Origin of the sequence: Amycolatopsis sp. 2-15 (assembly GCF_030285625.1) — a bacterium.
Lineage (GTDB): Bacteria > Actinomycetota > Actinomycetes > Mycobacteriales > Pseudonocardiaceae > Amycolatopsis > Amycolatopsis carbonis.
The window spans coordinates 3,109,504-3,123,425 of sequence record NZ_CP127294.1 but is presented as its reverse complement, the minus strand read 5'-3'; the positions used below and the strand labels follow the sequence as shown (position 1 = coordinate 3,123,425).

General features: G+C 71.3%; 15 protein-coding genes and 1 riboswitch. Of the genes, 7 read left to right on the top strand and 8 right to left on the bottom strand.

What is annotated here, in order from left to right:
* Window positions 1-27 precede the first annotated feature (27 nt).
* Entirely contained in the window at window positions 28-195 is a 168-nt protein-coding gene (locus QRX50_RS15300; RefSeq protein WP_285972608.1) for a hypothetical protein, read from the top strand.
* Window positions 196-962: 767 nt separating this feature from the next.
* Window positions 963-1,172 (top strand): hypothetical protein, encoded by a 210-nt coding sequence (locus tag QRX50_RS15295; protein ID WP_285972607.1) that lies wholly within the window; start codon window positions 963-965, stop codon window positions 1,170-1,172.
* Here the strand turns inward: QRX50_RS15295 and QRX50_RS15290 are convergent, their stop codons facing one another.
* On the bottom strand, window positions 1,173-1,472 hold the full coding sequence (locus QRX50_RS15290; RefSeq protein ID WP_285972606.1) for a YciI family protein: 300 nt from the start codon (window positions 1,470-1,472) through the stop codon (window positions 1,173-1,175). It abuts the gene before it with no gap.
* Window positions 1,473-1,679: 207 nt separating this feature from the next.
* On the opposite strand from QRX50_RS15290, the gene trpS reads away from it, so the two are divergent.
* Complete coding sequence (gene trpS / locus QRX50_RS15285; RefSeq protein WP_285972605.1) at window positions 1,680-2,645, top strand: tryptophan--tRNA ligase; 966 nt, start codon at window positions 1,680-1,682, stop codon at window positions 2,643-2,645.
* A gap of 61 nt (window positions 2,646-2,706) precedes the next feature.
* Here the strand turns inward: trpS and QRX50_RS15280 are convergent, their stop codons facing one another.
* Genes QRX50_RS15280 through QRX50_RS15270 form a run of 3 tightly spaced genes read right to left on the bottom strand, consistent with a single transcriptional unit; the run spans window position 2,707 to window position 5,161 of the window.
* Window positions 2,707-3,099 (bottom strand): (deoxy)nucleoside triphosphate pyrophosphohydrolase, encoded by a 393-nt coding sequence (locus tag QRX50_RS15280; RefSeq protein ID WP_285972604.1) that lies wholly within the window; start codon window positions 3,097-3,099, stop codon window positions 2,707-2,709.
* A 23-nt stretch (window positions 3,100-3,122) separates the two neighbouring features.
* Window positions 3,123-4,454, bottom strand: a complete 1,332-nt coding sequence (locus QRX50_RS15275; RefSeq protein WP_285972603.1) for a sensor histidine kinase — start codon at window positions 4,452-4,454, stop codon at window positions 3,123-3,125.
* Window positions 4,451-5,161, bottom strand: coding sequence for a response regulator transcription factor (locus tag QRX50_RS15270; RefSeq protein WP_285972602.1), 711 nt, complete (start codon window positions 5,159-5,161; stop codon window positions 4,451-4,453). Before QRX50_RS15270 ends, QRX50_RS15275 begins: the two co-directional genes overlap by 4 nt.
* A gap of 146 nt (window positions 5,162-5,307) precedes the next feature.
* Here QRX50_RS15270 and QRX50_RS15265 point away from each other — a divergent pair, with 146 nt between their 5' ends.
* From QRX50_RS15265 to QRX50_RS15255, 3 genes are read left to right on the top strand one after another with little or no spacing between them, the layout of a single operon-like run.
* Entirely contained in the window at window positions 5,308-6,411 is a 1,104-nt protein-coding gene (locus QRX50_RS15265) for a LolA family protein (RefSeq protein ID WP_285972601.1), read from the top strand.
* 11 nt (window positions 6,412-6,422) lie between these two features.
* Window positions 6,423-7,418 (top strand): ABC transporter ATP-binding protein, encoded by a 996-nt coding sequence (locus QRX50_RS15260; RefSeq protein WP_434533343.1) that lies wholly within the window; start codon window positions 6,423-6,425, stop codon window positions 7,416-7,418.
* A complete protein-coding gene (locus tag QRX50_RS15255) occupies window positions 7,415-8,293 on the top strand; it encodes an ABC transporter permease (RefSeq protein WP_285972599.1) in 879 nt (292 codons plus the stop codon). The genes QRX50_RS15260 and QRX50_RS15255 overlap by 4 nt, the downstream gene beginning before the upstream one ends.
* A 7-nt stretch (window positions 8,294-8,300) precedes the next feature.
* Here QRX50_RS15255 and QRX50_RS15250 read toward each other — a convergent pair whose 3' ends face one another.
* The 3 genes from QRX50_RS15250 to QRX50_RS15240 are packed head-to-tail and all read right to left on the bottom strand — an operon-like array spanning window position 8,301 to window position 11,996.
* Window positions 8,301-9,320 carry an ABC transporter ATP-binding protein gene (locus QRX50_RS15250; RefSeq protein WP_285972598.1) on the bottom strand — a complete coding sequence of 340 codons (1,020 nt, stop codon included), beginning with the start codon at window positions 9,318-9,320 and terminating at the stop codon, window positions 8,301-8,303.
* A gap of 1 nt (window position 9,321) precedes the next feature.
* On the bottom strand, window positions 9,322-10,962 hold the full coding sequence (locus QRX50_RS15245; protein ID WP_285972597.1) for an ABC transporter permease: 1,641 nt from the start codon (window positions 10,960-10,962) through the stop codon (window positions 9,322-9,324).
* A complete protein-coding gene (locus tag QRX50_RS15240; protein WP_285972596.1) occupies window positions 10,938-11,996 on the bottom strand; it encodes a thiamine ABC transporter substrate-binding protein in 1,059 nt (352 codons plus the stop codon). Before QRX50_RS15240 ends, QRX50_RS15245 begins: the two co-directional genes overlap by 25 nt.
* A gap of 18 nt (window positions 11,997-12,014) precedes the next feature.
* Window positions 12,015-12,129: riboswitch (TPP riboswitch) on the bottom strand.
* A 33-nt stretch (window positions 12,130-12,162) separates the two neighbouring features.
* Between QRX50_RS15240 and QRX50_RS15235 the strand changes: the two genes are divergently transcribed.
* Window positions 12,163-12,441, top strand: a complete 279-nt coding sequence (locus QRX50_RS15235; protein ID WP_285972595.1) for a 4a-hydroxytetrahydrobiopterin dehydratase — start codon at window positions 12,163-12,165, stop codon at window positions 12,439-12,441.
* A gap of 544 nt (window positions 12,442-12,985) precedes the next feature.
* Here the strand turns inward: QRX50_RS15235 and QRX50_RS15230 are convergent.
* Window positions 12,986-13,492 carry a hypothetical protein gene (locus tag QRX50_RS15230; protein ID WP_285972594.1) on the bottom strand — a complete coding sequence of 169 codons (507 nt, stop codon included), beginning with the start codon at window positions 13,490-13,492 and terminating at the stop codon, window positions 12,986-12,988.
* Window positions 13,493-13,922: the final 430 nt, after the last annotated feature.

Below are 13,922 nucleotides of genomic sequence, written 5' to 3'. Positions count from 1 at the left end.
GTGCCGCCGAGGACATGGGAGCCCACCATGGGCAAAAAGGACAAGAAGCAGCCGGACACCCCCGCCGCGGTCGTCCGCAAGCTGATGAAGGCCGGCAAGGTGAAGAAGAAGTGCTGCCGGTCGTCCTCCCGGTGCAAGAAGTGCCCGGTGCTCGCGCTGAAGAAGGCGAAAACGGATCTCGCGAAAGCGGCTTGAGCGTTTCCTGCCGACACTTCCAGTTGTTTTCACCGATCTTGCCCATCCCGGCTTCTACAGTGGACAACACATCGACTGATGCGCTTTCCGGGGAGGGAAAATGCATTCCGGTCGAATCGTCAAGGCATTGGCGTGTATCGCAGGTATCGTGGCCGGCACGGGCGTTGTGAGCGCCACACCCGCGGGCGCGACGGAGCCGCGCGACGCCACCGGCGGGCAATGGGTCGACCACTTCGACCACGGGGTGACCGAGCACCAGGCCGAGCTACTGATCCAGGACACCGCGGGAATCCAGCAGAGTGGCAACCGCTTCGTCTACGGCATGACGTTCAAGGTTGCCGGCAACAGCCTCGTCAGCCTCGGTTCTTCGAGGACCGGTCGCCATCGCAAGCGGCGCCCGACGAGTTCGCACTCGGAATCGTCACGGCGTACTGTCGCGGCGGCGGGCAGAACGGCCCGATCGAAAACCATTGCCCGCCGCTTCCCCCACCGTTTGATCATTAAGGCGAACCGGTTTACCGTCGACCGGTGGACGAAAAAGAAACCCGGGCCGCGGTCGCCTACGTCAATGAAGACTGGGCCGACCTTCGGAATCCCCGGGAGGCGGCGGCACGGAAGCCGTTCCGGGCGGCGAACCGGCTATCGATCCGCGCTACGAGGGCCGGTACCGGGTTCCGTACTGACCGGCGGGCGAGAGCGGTCCGGTCGCCACTGATCACCAGGGTTGGAGCCGCACCCGGTTCCTGGAGGCCACCGCGACCGGAAAAGTGATCGTTCTCACGTTCCAGTGGCCGTCTGACGACCCGGACGCGCGCACGTATTCGCTGGTGACAGACGTCTCGAAGTGGGACGTGGACGACCGGCTCACATCGTCGGTCCTCCAGTCCCGCCTCACCGCTCTCCTCGCGACCTCCGGCTGGACCACCCGGCACTGCCACCCCGTTTCAGGCTGGCTCGCCGTGGCGATCGTGCCCTGATCAGTGCGCCACGGCCTCGTTGACCAGGCGCAACTCGGGTGCCGTCTTCGTCGGTGAGAACTCGATCACCTGGTATTGCGCGAGGTGCTGCGTCGCGAAGGGGTCCGTGGCCAGGATGGCGTCGAGCTTCCCGCGCGCCATCGGGCGCGTGATGATCACGCCGCCCGTACGCGGGTTCTGGCGGCCGGAGGCCAGGAAATGACCGTGGTCGTACTGCTTGCCGAGCCACTCGGCGTGGTCCGGCAGCGCCAGGTCGATCTCCTCGATGGGCGCGGTGTAGGTGAGCAAGACGACGAACATGTCTTGACCGTAAACCCGGTTCCGCGCACAAGCACGCGCAAGTGTTCTAAGGTGTTCACCATGTTCTCGCACAGCACCCAGTGGTGGCCGCCCTCCGGCGGCCCCGTTGCTCTGCGCTGAACTCCAGCGAAGGCCGCCCCGGTGGGCGGCCTTCTCGCTTTTCAGGCGGGTCTCCTCCCGGGGCACACACCCAGGAGAGGAACCCCAGTGGTCCAGTTATCCGGCATCACCCCGTCCGGGCACGTGCACCTCGGCAACCATCTGGGCGCGCTGCGCCGCTTCGCGTCCGACAGTGAGCCCGACGACCTGTTTTTCGTCTCCGACCTGCACGCGATGACCACCGCGCACAACCCCGCGAAGCTGCGCGCCCTCGCCACGGAACAGCTGGCGGTGATGGTGGCGACCGGGGTGGACCCCGAGCGCGTGTTCGTGCAGTCGGACATCGCGAAGGAGCTGGGCGCGCTGACCTGGATCCTCGAGTGCACCTGCTCCTACGGCGAGGCCGCGCGCATGATCCAGTTCAAGGAGAAGGCGAAAGGCCAGGCCGGCGTGCGGCTGAGCCTGCTCACCTATCCCGTGCTGATGGCCGCGGACATCCTGCTGCAGGGCGCGTCCGACGTGCCGGTCGGCGAGGACCAGAGCCAGCACGTGGAGCTCGCCCGCACACTGGCCAGGCGGTTCAACTCCACCTACGGCGACGTGTTCACCGTGCCACGGGCGGTGCTGCCGCCCACCGGCGCGCGGGTGAAGGACCTGGCCGAGCCGACGCGCAAGATGTCCAAGTCGGCGCACGACGCCGCGGGCGTGGTCTTCGTACTCGACGAGCCGGACCAGGTGCGCCGCAAGATCCGCCGCGCGCGCACCGACGGCGGGTCCGTGCCCGCGTACGCCCCGGAGAGCCGGCCGGGCATCTCGAACCTGCTGGACCTCCTCGCCGCCTGCACCGGCCGCGACCCGAACGAGCTGGCCGACGAGTACCCGTCCTACGGCGTGCTCAAGGACGCGGTCGCCGACGCCGTGATCGAGGAGCTGCGCCCGGTGCGCGAACGCACGATGGCCCTGCTCGCCGACACCGCGGAGCTCGAACGCGTCCGCAAGGCCGGCGCCATCCGCGCCGCCGAACGCGGCGACCACCGGCTGTCCTCGGCGCTGCGCCTGATCGGCGCCGGCTGAAGAGCGCGGGCGGGTTTTCCTTGGCGAGCAAGGGAAACCCGCCCCCTGCCGCGGGTGAGCGTCAGCTGATCAGCAACGCACGCAACGCCGGGATCAAGCCGCGATCCGCCGGCAGCCAGTCCACGTCGTCGAGCTCGTCCGGCCCGACCCAGCGCAAAGCCGTGTGCTCGACCGCGCGCGGCTCGTCGCCCGGGGAGATCAACGCGGCGGAGTACACGCGCAGCACCTTCCCGCCCGGCAACGGCACCTCGTCACCGACGCGCCCGCCCACCGTGACGGCGACGTCGAGCTCCTCCTGGCACTCACGGGCCAGCGCGTACGAGTCGGTCTCGCCCTCTTCGACGCGTCCGCCCGGCAGCTCCCACTGTCCCGCGTGGTGCGGCGGCCACGCCCGCTGCTGGGTGAGCAACTTCCCGTCGCGCACCAGCGCCGCCCCGACGATGACCCCGTCCATCGGCCCAGTGTCCCGCATGGCGTTCACCCGGTTGCCGCGGCCCGATCCGCGCGCCACTTGACCTCGAAGCGCGCACCCCCGTCCGGCGACTCCCCCACGCGCACACGCCCGCCCCGCCGGCGCACGGCTTCGGCGACCATCGCCAGGCCCAGGCCGGTTCCGCCGGACGAACGCGCGCGGTCGTCGGCCACGCGGTAGAAGCGGTCGAACACCTTGGCGCGGTGCTCGGGCGCGATACCGGGGCCGTCGTCGTCCACCACCACGCGCACGTCGGAGCGCGAGGCGAGCACGGACACCACGATCTGGCCGCGGGCGTAGCGGCAGGCGTTGCGCAGGAGGTTGTCGAGCACCAGCTCCACCTCCGAGTGCGTCGCGAGCGCCCACGCCTGCGTGACGGCGGCGCTCACCCGCGCCTCGGGCGCGCCCGCCGGCAGCCGGCGTACGGCCGCGCGAACCTGCGTGACCAGCTCCACCGGTTCGGCGGGCGGCACCTCGCCGGCGTCGGACCGGGCGAGCGACAGCAGTCCGTCGAGCAGCGCGGACAGCCGTTCGGCCTCGGCGAGGATGTCCGTGAGCGTCTCCTGCGCCAGCTCCGGGTCCGGGTTCGCCACGGCGACCTCGGCCTGCACCCGGATCGACGCGACGGGCGAACGCAGCTCGTGCGCCGCGTCGCCGGTGAAGCGGCGAAGCCGGCTGCTCACCTCTTCCTGCCGGGCGAGCAACGCGTTGAACTCCTCCGCCAGCGCACGCAGCTCGTCGTGCGACGTCGGCAGCGGCAGCCGCGACCGCGGCGGCAACGAGCGCACCAAGCCCCGCATCCGGGCCACCGGCCGCAGCGCGAAGCGCACCACGAGCCACGTTGCGAGCCCCGCCACCACCGCGCCGACCAGCGCGACGATCACCAGCCACAACCCACCGGAATGCACGGCCGCCGCGAACCCGACGAGGCCCGCGCCCGCGACGACCAGCCGCTGGCTGCCGTCCGGCGCGCTCACGACCTGGCCCCGCCAGCGGTCGCCGTCCGTCCGCACGGGCACGCCCGCCTTGAGCTGCCCGATCGCGTCGCCGCTCAACGGCGGGCGGGGCTGACCGTCGACCGGCGCGCCTGAAATGTCCAGCACGCGCACCGAAACCGGGTCGGCGCCCGCCGGCGGCCGGCCCACCGCGACCGAGGCCGACGCGGGTCCGAGCGCGGCCATGAGCTCGTGGTCCACGGAATCGACGAGCAGCGGTTCGAGCCGGCTGGCGGCGAGCGTGGCGAGGCTGAGCAGGCAGGCGAGCGTGATCGTGGTGGCCAGCACCGTGATCCGGACCTGCAGCGACCGGCCCCGCCACCAGGACGGTGTGCCGATCACATGACCTCGTCCAGCTGCGCGTCGGACGCGAGGTAACCGTGGCCGCGCACGGTCCGCAGCAGCGCGCCGGCGCCAACCGCGTCGAGCTTGCGCCGCACGTAGCCGACGTAGACCTCCACGAGGTTGCGCGTCACGGCTTGTTCCTCGCCCCAGACCGCACGCAGCAGCTCGTCCTTCGTGACGACGGTGCCGGCGCGGCTCACGAGCACCTCCAGCAGCCCGAACTCGCGCGGCGACAGCGGCACCTCGGTGCCGTCCCAGCGCACCTGCCGCAGCGCACGGTCCACCTCCAGCGCGCCGAGCCGCAGCGTGCCGCGCGAAGCGTCGGGCCCGGCGCGCCGCAGCACCGCGCGCACCTGCGCGACCAGCACGACGAAGGAGAACGGCTTCACGAGGTAACCGTCGGCGCCGAGGTCGAGCCCGTCGGCCTGGTCGATCTCCCCGTCCTTGGCGGACACGAGCAGCACCGGCGTCGTCACGTTCTCCGCGCGCAGCTGCTGCAGCACGCGGTAGCCGGACAGGCCGGGCAGCATGATGTCGAGCAGCACCACGTCGAACGCGCCGGTGCGCGCCAGCCGCAGCCCGGACGGGCCGTCGGCCGCCGTGACCACGTCCATGTCCTCCGCGCGCAGGCCGCGTTGCAGCGCCTTGAGCACGCCCGGCTCGTCGTCGACCACCAGCACCCGAGGTTTCACGAACTTCATCATGGCCGGTTTGCGCAGGTCGTGCGCGAGCTCTCAGCGCGATCTCAGCCGCGGAGGCCGAGCATTCAGGGGTATCTCAGCCTCGAGAGGGAAGCGTCGGTTCCAGGAGCCGAGCACACTGGGGCTGAAGAAACACAGGGAGAGACGACATGGATCCGAAGAAGAAGGCCATCACCGCGGCCGTCGTCGGCACCGCGCTGGGGGTCGGGGGGCTCGTGGTGGTCGCGATGCCGGCTTCGGCCGGCGACGCGCCGAAGCTGCCGCAGATCAGCGCCGAGGACCTGGTGCAGTCGGTCATGACGGCCAACCCCGGTCCGTTCGACGGCACCGTGAGCGTGAGCAACGACCTCGGCCTGCCCGCCATGGGCGCGGTCGGCGGCGCGGTCCCGGGGATGAGCGCGCTGAACATCGACTCCGCGCACGTGTTCAGCGACGGCGCCGGCAAGGCCAAGATCTCGCTGACCAACGGCGCTTCGCAGGAGACGATCGTCCGCGACGGCACCACGGTGTGGGATTACCACTCCAGCAACAACTCGGCCACGAAGACGACCATCCCGGCCGACCTCGCCACGAAGCACGACATGGGTGCGGGCGAGATGGCCGACCCGGCCACGGCGACCAAGGAACTGCTGGCCAAGGTGCGCGAGAACAGCACCGTCTCCGTGGACGGCACGGCGAACGTCGCCGACCGCCCGGCCTACGAGCTGGTCTTCACCCCGAAGCCGACCGAACGCACGCTGCTGCGCGAAATCCGCGTGGCCGTGGACTCGCAGACGCGCATGCCGCTGCGGCTTTCCGTGCTGAGCAACGGAACCACGGCGCCGGCGCTGCAGGTGGCGTTCACCGACGTGAAGTTCGCGCCGCAGTCGGCCGACCTGTTCGCCTTCACCCCGCCGCAGGGCGCCAAGGTGACGGAGAAGACCGCGAAGGTCGACGACCAGACCAAGGCGATGGCCGACGAGGCCAAGCAGGACACCGAGCTCGTCGGTGACGGCTGGGACACCGTCATCACGGGCAAGGTGCCGGCCGACGCGCTGTCCGGCAAGAAGCCGGCCGGTGCTTCCGGTGCCGAGGGCCGCAACGCCGACCCGCAGCAGCTGCGCAGCCGTTTCGCCAAGCGCGTGAACGGCGCCTGGGGCAGCGGCTACCTGTTCACCACCAAGGTCGGCGGCGCGGTGCTGACCGACGACGGGCGGTTCGCCGCCGGTGCGGTGCCGGAGCAGGTGCTCTACGAAGCGCTGGGCCAGAAGTGACCGAGACCGACGTGGTCGCGACCGGGGCGGGCATCTCCCAGGAGGTGTCCGCCCCGGCGGTCCCGCTCGCCGCGCGCACGCGCGGGCTGCGCAAGGTCTACCGCGGCACGGTCGCGGTGGACCACCTCGACCTCGACGTGCCCGAAGGCGCCGTGCTCGGGATGCTCGGGCCCAACGGCTCGGGCAAGACGACCACGATCCGCATGCTGCTGGGCCTCGTGCGGCCCACCGAGGGCGAGGTCGAGCTGCTCGGCCGGCCGATGCCCGAAGGCGCGCCGCACGCGCTGCCCGACGTCGGCGCGCTCGTGGAGGGGCCGGGCTTCCACCCGTTCCTCTCCGGGCGCGACAACCTGCTGCGCTTCGCGGCCGCCGAGCCGCGGCTGGCGTCGGGGGCGATCCCCGCGGCCGTGGACGGGGCGCTGGAACGCGTGGGCCTCTCCGTGGCCGCGCGCCGCCGCTACAAGGGCTACTCGCTCGGCATGAAGCAACGGCTGGGGCTGGCCGCGGCGCTGCTCGTGCCGCGCCGGATGGTGATCCTCGACGAGCCGACCAACGGCCTCGACCCCGCCGGCACGCGCGAGATCCGCCGGATCATCGCCGAGCTGCACGCCGACGGCTGCACCGTGCTCGTGTCTTCGCACCTGCTCGCCGAGGTGGAGGCGACGTGCACCCACGTCGCGGTGCTGCAGTCGGGCAACGTGGTGGCGCAGGGCGAGCTGGCGGAGCTGCTGGAGTCGGGCAACGCGGCGCTGCTCGTGCGCACACCCGACGCGGAACACGCGGTGGAAGTGTTGCGGGAGAACCGGATCGGGGCCCGGCTCACGCCCGACGGCGTCCGCGCGGACCTCACCGCCACGCCCGCGCCGCGGGTGCTGCAGGTGCTCGTGAGCGCCGGCATCGAGGTGCACGAGGCGACGCGCGCGCGAACCGGGCTGGAGGATCTGTTCGCCCGCCTCACCGAAGGCTCTGACGACTCTGCAGGGTCTGCGACAAAGGGGGAAGCATGACCACCGCGACGCTCACGGCACCCGTGAGCCGCACCGGCCACGACACGGTCCCGCTGCCGCGGCTCGTCGCGGCCGAGCTGCGCTGGATCTTCCGGCGCCCGCGCACGCTGGCCGTGCTCGCGCTGCTGGCCGTGGTGCCGATCGTGATCGGCATCGGCCTCACGCTGGTCGGCGACAGCGGGCCCGACGGCGGACCGGCCGACGCCGACGCGGCGCTGCTCGCGTCGGCCGTGAACAACGCGCTGGTGCTGCCCATCGCCGCGCTGGTGATGACGCTGGCCCTGCTGCTGCCGCTCGCCTCGGCCATGGCCGGTGCCGACGCGCTCGCGGGCGAAGCCGCCCACGGCACGTTGCGCGCGTGGCTCGTCGCGCCCGTCAGCCGCGGCCGGCTGCTGGTCGTGAAGGCCATCGGTGTGGCGGTCGTGTGCGTGGTCGCGGTACTGGCCATGTGCGTCACGGGTGTGGTGACCGGGCTGATCATCAACGGCACCGGATCGCTGTTCACGCTGTCGGGCACGACGTTGTCGCTCGGCGCGGCGCTGGGCCGGATCCTGCTGGTGGCGGGCTGGATCGTGCTGCAGCTGTGGGCCGTCGGCGCGGTCGCGCTGGCCGTGTCGAGCTGGACGGAACACCCCATGCTCGTGGTGGCGTCGGTGCTGGCGGGCGACATCGTGTTCACGATCCTGGGGTTCCTGACCTCGCTCGACTGGCTGCACCCGTTCCTGCTCACGCGCAACTGGGCCGAGGCCCCGACGGAGATCCTGCAGGACCCGATCGGCGGCTCGATGCTCAGCGAGGGCGCGCTGCGGGCGGCTTGTTACATCGTGGTCGGCCTGTCCCTGGCCTACGGGCGGCTCGCCACGCGCGACGGCTGACGGGGGTTCAGCCGACGACGGCGATCCCGTCCGGGTCGAGTTCGAGCCGGACGGGATCGCCGGCGCGCAGATCCGCCGTCACGGGGGCGACGGCGTCGACGGTGTTTACGGTGTCCTTTTCGGACAGTCGCACGACCAGCCTGAGGTGCTCCCGCCGGTGCACCGCGGCCGTCACCTCGCCGGGCACGCCGGTTTCGGCCACGCGCAACGCATGCGGCCGCAGCCCGAGCCGAACCGGACCGTCTTCGAGCTCCTGCAGGGCGACGTCACCGAGGTCGGTGTGCACCACGCCACCCGCGGCCACCCCGTCGACGAACGATGTGGCGCCGAGGAACTTCGCGACGTCGTCGTCCGCCGGGTAACGCCACACCGACCGCACGGCGCCTTCCTGCCGGATCTCGCCGGCGTCGAGCACGGCCACGCGGTCGGCGAGCGTGAACGCCTCCTCCTGGTCGTGCGTCACCAGCAGTGCGGTGATCTTGCTGCGCCGCAACAGGTCCGCGAGATCGATGGCGAGCTGCTCGCGCAGCCCCGCGTCGAGGCCCGACAGCGGTTCGTCGAGCAGCAGCAGCCGCGGTTCGGGCGCGAGGGCGCGGGCCAGGGCGACGCGCTGCGCCTGCCCGCCGGACAGCTCGGTGACGCGCCGGCGTTCGAACCCCTTGAGCCCCACCAGTTCCAGCAGTTCTTCGACGCGCGCCCGGTGTTTCGCCTTGGGGATCCCGTGCATGCGCAGGCCGAACGCGATGTTCGCGGCGACGTCGCGGTGCGGGAAGAGCTGGCCGTCCTGGAAAACCAGCCCGAACCCGCGCCGGTGCACGGGCACGGTGGCGAGATCGGTGCCGTCCCAGCTCACCGAGCCCGACGTCATGGGTTCGAGGCCGGTGATGGCGCGCAGCAGCGTCGACTTGCCGGAGCCGGACGGGCCGAGCAGGGCGAGCACCTCGCCGTCGGTGATGTCGAGGCGCGCGTCGCGCACCGCGGTGAACGAGCCGTAGTGGACCGTGAGGTCGCGGACGGTCAGCGCCATGTCAGAACTCCCCCACTGAACCGTGCCCGCGAACCGAGCCGAACCGGTCGATCAGCGCGACGGCCGCCACCGTCACGATCATGAGCAGCGCGCAAGCGGCGTACGCCATCTGGTTGTTGAGCTCGCCCGGGCGCGAGATGAGCGTCGCGACGGCCACGGGCAGCGTCGGCGCGTCAGGCCGGGCGAGGAAGCTCGTGGCGCCGAACTCGCCGAGCGCCACCACGAAACCGAACCCGGCGGCCGCGACAAGCGACCGCGCGGTGAGCGGCAGGTCGATCTCGCGCCACACCCGCGCCGGGCTCGCGCCGAGCGTGGACGCGGCCTGGCGCAGCCGCACGTCGACCGCCCGCAACACCGGCAGGATCATCCGCACGACCAGCGGGATGATCACCAGCGCCTGCGCGAGCGGCACGAGCAGCGGCGACGTCCGCAGGTCGCCGGGCAGTGCGTCGAGGGTCACGAGATAACCGAAGCCGACCGTCACGGCGGAGACGCCGAGCGGCAGCATCAGGGCGGCGTCCATCGTCTCGCCCATGCCGCGCGCGAGGCGCCCGGGTGCGCGGCGCAGCGCGACGAGGACCACGCTGGCCAGCACACCGACGGCCATCGCGAGCAGCGTCGCGTCGGTGGCCGCGGCGAGCGAGTTCTTGGCGGCGACCCAGCCGGAGACCTGCAGCGCGTCGTCCGTGCCGGTGCTCGCGAGCGCGCGGAAGCCGGCAAAGCTCCACCCGCCCGGGGTGGACACCGACTCCAGCAGCAGCGCGACGATCGGCGTCATCAGCAGGGCGATCACGACCGCGGCGGCGCCGACCGTCCACCATTCGCCTTTTCTCGGCCGCCGGGGAGTGGACTGCTTGAGCTTCACGGCGTTCTCGCGGCGACGTCGGGCAATCGCGCCCAGCGCGAGCGCGGCGAGGACGGCGGCGAACTGGATGAGCGACAGCGCGGCCGCGCCGGAGAGGTCCAGAAGGTCGACCGTGCGCAGGTAGATCTCGGTCTCGAGCGTGCGGTAGCGACCGCCGCCGAGGATGAGCACCACGCCGAAACTGGTGGCGCAGAAGAGGAACACGACCGCCGCGGCCGACGCGAGGGCCGGGCCGAGCGCGGGCAGCGTCACCGTGCGGAAGGCCCGCCACGGAGAGGCGCCCAACGCGCGGGCCGCCTCCGTCGCGCGCGGGTCGAGGTGGCTCCACAGTCCGGCGACGGTCCGGGCGACCACGGCGACGTTGAAAAACGCGTTGGCCAGCACCAGCGGCAGCACGCCGCCGTCGGGCCACAACGCGCGGAACGCGAGCCCGACGACCACCGTCGGCAGCACGAACGGCACCAGCACCAGCGTCCGCGCCAGCCCGACGCCCGGCAGCTTCACGCGCGCGAGCACGTACGCCACCGGCAGCCCCGCGACCACGGCTACAACCGTCGACGCGGCGGCGCTGACCAGCGTGAACGCGGCGAGCTGCCACGTCTGCGCGTCGGCCAGGACCGTGTCCACGCCGCCGGCGGAGAAGCCGCGGCCGAGGATCGCGACGACCGGCCAGGCGAAGAACACGACCAGGAACGCGACGGGCAGCAGACCGAGCAGCGCCAGGCCCGCCGTGCGCGCGATTTGCGCCGGCGTTACGCGCCCATGAGCGAGCGCCATTCGCCGATCCACTTCTCACGGCCGGCCTGGATCTGGTCGGCGGGCAGAGTCGCGGGGTCCTGCGGCAGCGGCGCGGCCGCGGCCCAGCCCGCGGGCAGGTCGACGCCCTCGCGGGCCGGGTAGACGTACATATTGGCCGCGACCGTCGACTGGAACTGCTGTGACAGCAGGAAGTCGACCACCTTCTGGGCCTGCGGGACCTGCTTGCTGTTCGTGAGGACGCCCGCGTACTCGATCTGGCGGAAGCACGTGTCGAGCAGCGCCTTGGTGCGCGGCTTGCCGTCGTCCCCGATCTCGGCGGCCGGCGAGGACGCGTAGGAGACCACGATCGGGCGCGGGCCCTTGCCCGAGGAGCCGGAGAAGTCCTTGGTGTAGGCCTCTTCCCAGCCGCTGTCGACCTTGACGCCGTTGGCCTTGAGCTTGGCCCAGTAGTCGTGCCAGCCCTGCTCGCCGTACTTCGCCACGGTGCCCAGCAGGAAGGCCAGCCCGGGCGACGCCGTGGCGGGGCTCTCGGCGACGGTGAGGTCCTTGTACTTCGGGTCGGCGAGGTCGTCGTAGGTCTTGGGCTCGGGCAGGTGCTTGCTCGCGAAGTAGGCGGGGTCGATGTTGACGCAGACGTCGCCGACGTCGACCGCGCTCAAGCGGTGCTGCGGGTCCACCGAGTACCGCTGCGGCCCGCGGTCGGCCTCGGGGCTCGTGTAGGCCTGGAAGACGCCTTCACCGAGTGCGCGCGAGGCGAACGTGTTGTCGACGCCGAACGCGACGTCGCCGATCGGGTTGGCCTTGGTGAGCACCAGCTTGTTGGTGAGCTCCCCCGCGTCGCCCGATTTGAGGATCTTGAGCTTGATCCCGGACTGTCGTTGGAACGCGTCGAGCACGTCCTGCGGCGCGACGAACGAGTCGTGCGTGACGAGTGTGACCGTCGGGGTCTGCTGGGCGTCGCCGCCCGAGCTGCCGCCGGACAGCGAGCACGCGCTCGCCAGCACCGTGACCGTGGCCAGGCCCAGCACTGTGCGTGCGGTCCGCGGAATCATCTGCCCTCCTTGCGCCGGATGCGGGGAGAGCAGCCCTCCCTGCGCCGGCATGATCCGAATCAGGTGCGAACGGTCGCGGGCTTTCCTCGCCCGCCTCTCAGCCCAGCTGCACCGGACTCCCGTGGCAACCGTGCAGCGTAGCCCAAACGGGTTCACCATTGGACACATGGCGCAACTACTGACCGACTCCGAGGTCTCCTCCGCCCTGGCCACCGTGCCCGACTGGCGCCTTTCCGACGCCGCCATCACCCGCACGGTCGACCTCGCGTCCTTCCCGGACGCTGTGGCTTTCGTCGTCCGCGTCGGCTACCTAGCCGAAGCCGCCGATCACCACCCCGACATCGACATCCGCTGGCGCACGGTCACGCTCCGGCTCTCGACCCACTCCGAGGGCGGCCTGACCTCGAAGGACTTCGCCCTCGCCGCCCAGATCGACGCTCTGTGATCCGCCCTACCTTCGCGCCACCTTCCGCGGGTTGACACGTCCCCTCTTCGTATGCCGTTTCGAGGAGGGGACCTTTCATGACCCAGGCAATCGTCGTGGGAACCATCGCATTCACCCTGATGGTGGCCGCCGCCGGCGGAGTGCTCTGGCACACCGCCCGCACCCGCCGTGATCTCGACCACAGGCCGTAACACCACCCTTGATCAGCGCGCTATCCCAGCGGAATCTCCGGCCCACGCCCCGCTAGGACACGCGATGAACAACTCGCCCACCACCCTCTCCCCCACCCAGCGCGCCTGGATCACGATGTTCGCCACGGCGATCACGCTGGCGGCTTTGGTGGTGCTCGGCCTGCTGGGCTGAGCCTTCTTTTTCACCCTCCGAAACACCGGACGGTTCTGTGCCGACGACTCGGCATGAACCGTTTGTCCGTCGCGTGCGCGGCAGCCGTGCTGTGCGTGGCTGCCGCGTCGTGCGCACGGCCCGCTGCCGGGGCCGCTGGCGCTGACGTCGAATCGGCGGCCGGGGCCGTCTTGCGCACCTGCTAGCTCTCCGGCCCAGCGATCTCCGGCGGAGCATCGGCTCCGGGCGGCAGCTGAGGCAGCAGTCCCGGCACCGGGTCAGGCGGGTGTTGGTGGAAACGCGCGTGGTCCACCCACCCCGGAGGCAGCCACTGCCCGGTCACGAGCTGGGGATGTCGCGGGTGCACCGCGAACGCCCACGTCACGAACACCAGCTCCGCCCAGTCGGACTGCACGAGCCAGGAAATCGGGCCGCTCTTGCTCTCGCCCGTGATGTGCACCATCCCGGGCCCGACCATCGTCGCGCCGGTGATCGCCGGCCAGTTCCACGCCAGGACGCGTGGTGTGTGCAGGTAGAAGCCGTGTGCGCTCGGGTACAGCGTTCCCTGTTCAACCGGAACCCATCTCGGCACCGCCGCGGCCGCCGCGGCGGTACGGGCACGAGACTTGGCGACCGCTCCCCCGACGAGCGACCCGGCGACGAGACCCACGCCCAGCGCACCGGTCCCGAACACGAACGGCGTGGACACGCTCCAGCTTCCGTCGCCCAGCGCACGAAATTCGGACAGGACGAACGGTCCGGCTGCGAGCAGTCGTTCGCCAGGCGCGTTAGACGGCGGAAAGGGCGCCAGGATTTCCTGGAGATGACCAAGATCGTGCCCCTGGCCGATGAGCATCGCGAGATGGCAGGTGTATCTGAGCACCTCGTCACGTGGTGTCCAAGGCGGTACTGACATCTGCGGCCGCTTCCGCGCCATCGCCCGAGTCCCCCTCTGTCGATGCGCGCCTGATCATACTCAGCCGAACTCGACTGGCCGCGCTGTTCGACGAACCTGTTCCAGACCGAGGCGCAGTCCTCGCCTGGAACGACGTCAGGAGGCGGAAATGGCATCGTGCGGAGCCTCCGAGAGGCGCCGCCGGTTCATCGGTCACCCGCCCAGAGCAGACGGTCCTGGGCCT

Excerpts from the sequence above, each read along its gene's own strand:
- QRX50_RS15300 (WP_285972608.1), top strand. The coding sequence starts at position 28 with ATGGGCAAAAAGGACAAGAAGCAGCCGGACACCCCCGCCGCGGTCGTC.
- QRX50_RS15290 (WP_285972606.1), bottom strand. The coding sequence starts at position 1,472 with ATGTTCGTCGTCTTGCTCACCTACACCGCGCCCATCGAGGAGATCGAC.
- QRX50_RS15280 (WP_285972604.1), bottom strand. The coding sequence starts at position 3,099 with ATGGACGGGGTCATCGTCGGGGCGGCGCTGGTGCGCGACGGGAAGTTG.
- QRX50_RS15270 (WP_285972602.1), bottom strand. The coding sequence starts at position 5,161 with ATGATGAAGTTCGTGAAACCTCGGGTGCTGGTGGTCGACGACGAGCCG.
- QRX50_RS15265 (WP_285972601.1), top strand. The coding sequence starts at position 5,308 with ATGGATCCGAAGAAGAAGGCCATCACCGCGGCCGTCGTCGGCACCGCG.
- QRX50_RS15255 (WP_285972599.1), top strand. The coding sequence starts at position 7,415 with ATGACCACCGCGACGCTCACGGCACCCGTGAGCCGCACCGGCCACGAC.
- QRX50_RS15250 (WP_285972598.1), bottom strand. The coding sequence starts at position 9,320 with ATGGCGCTGACCGTCCGCGACCTCACGGTCCACTACGGCTCGTTCACC.
- QRX50_RS15245 (WP_285972597.1), bottom strand. The coding sequence starts at position 10,962 with ATGGCGCTCGCTCATGGGCGCGTAACGCCGGCGCAAATCGCGCGCACG.
- QRX50_RS15240 (WP_285972596.1), bottom strand. The coding sequence starts at position 11,996 with ATGATTCCGCGGACCGCACGCACAGTGCTGGGCCTGGCCACGGTCACG.
- QRX50_RS15235 (WP_285972595.1), top strand. The coding sequence starts at position 12,163 with ATGGCGCAACTACTGACCGACTCCGAGGTCTCCTCCGCCCTGGCCACC.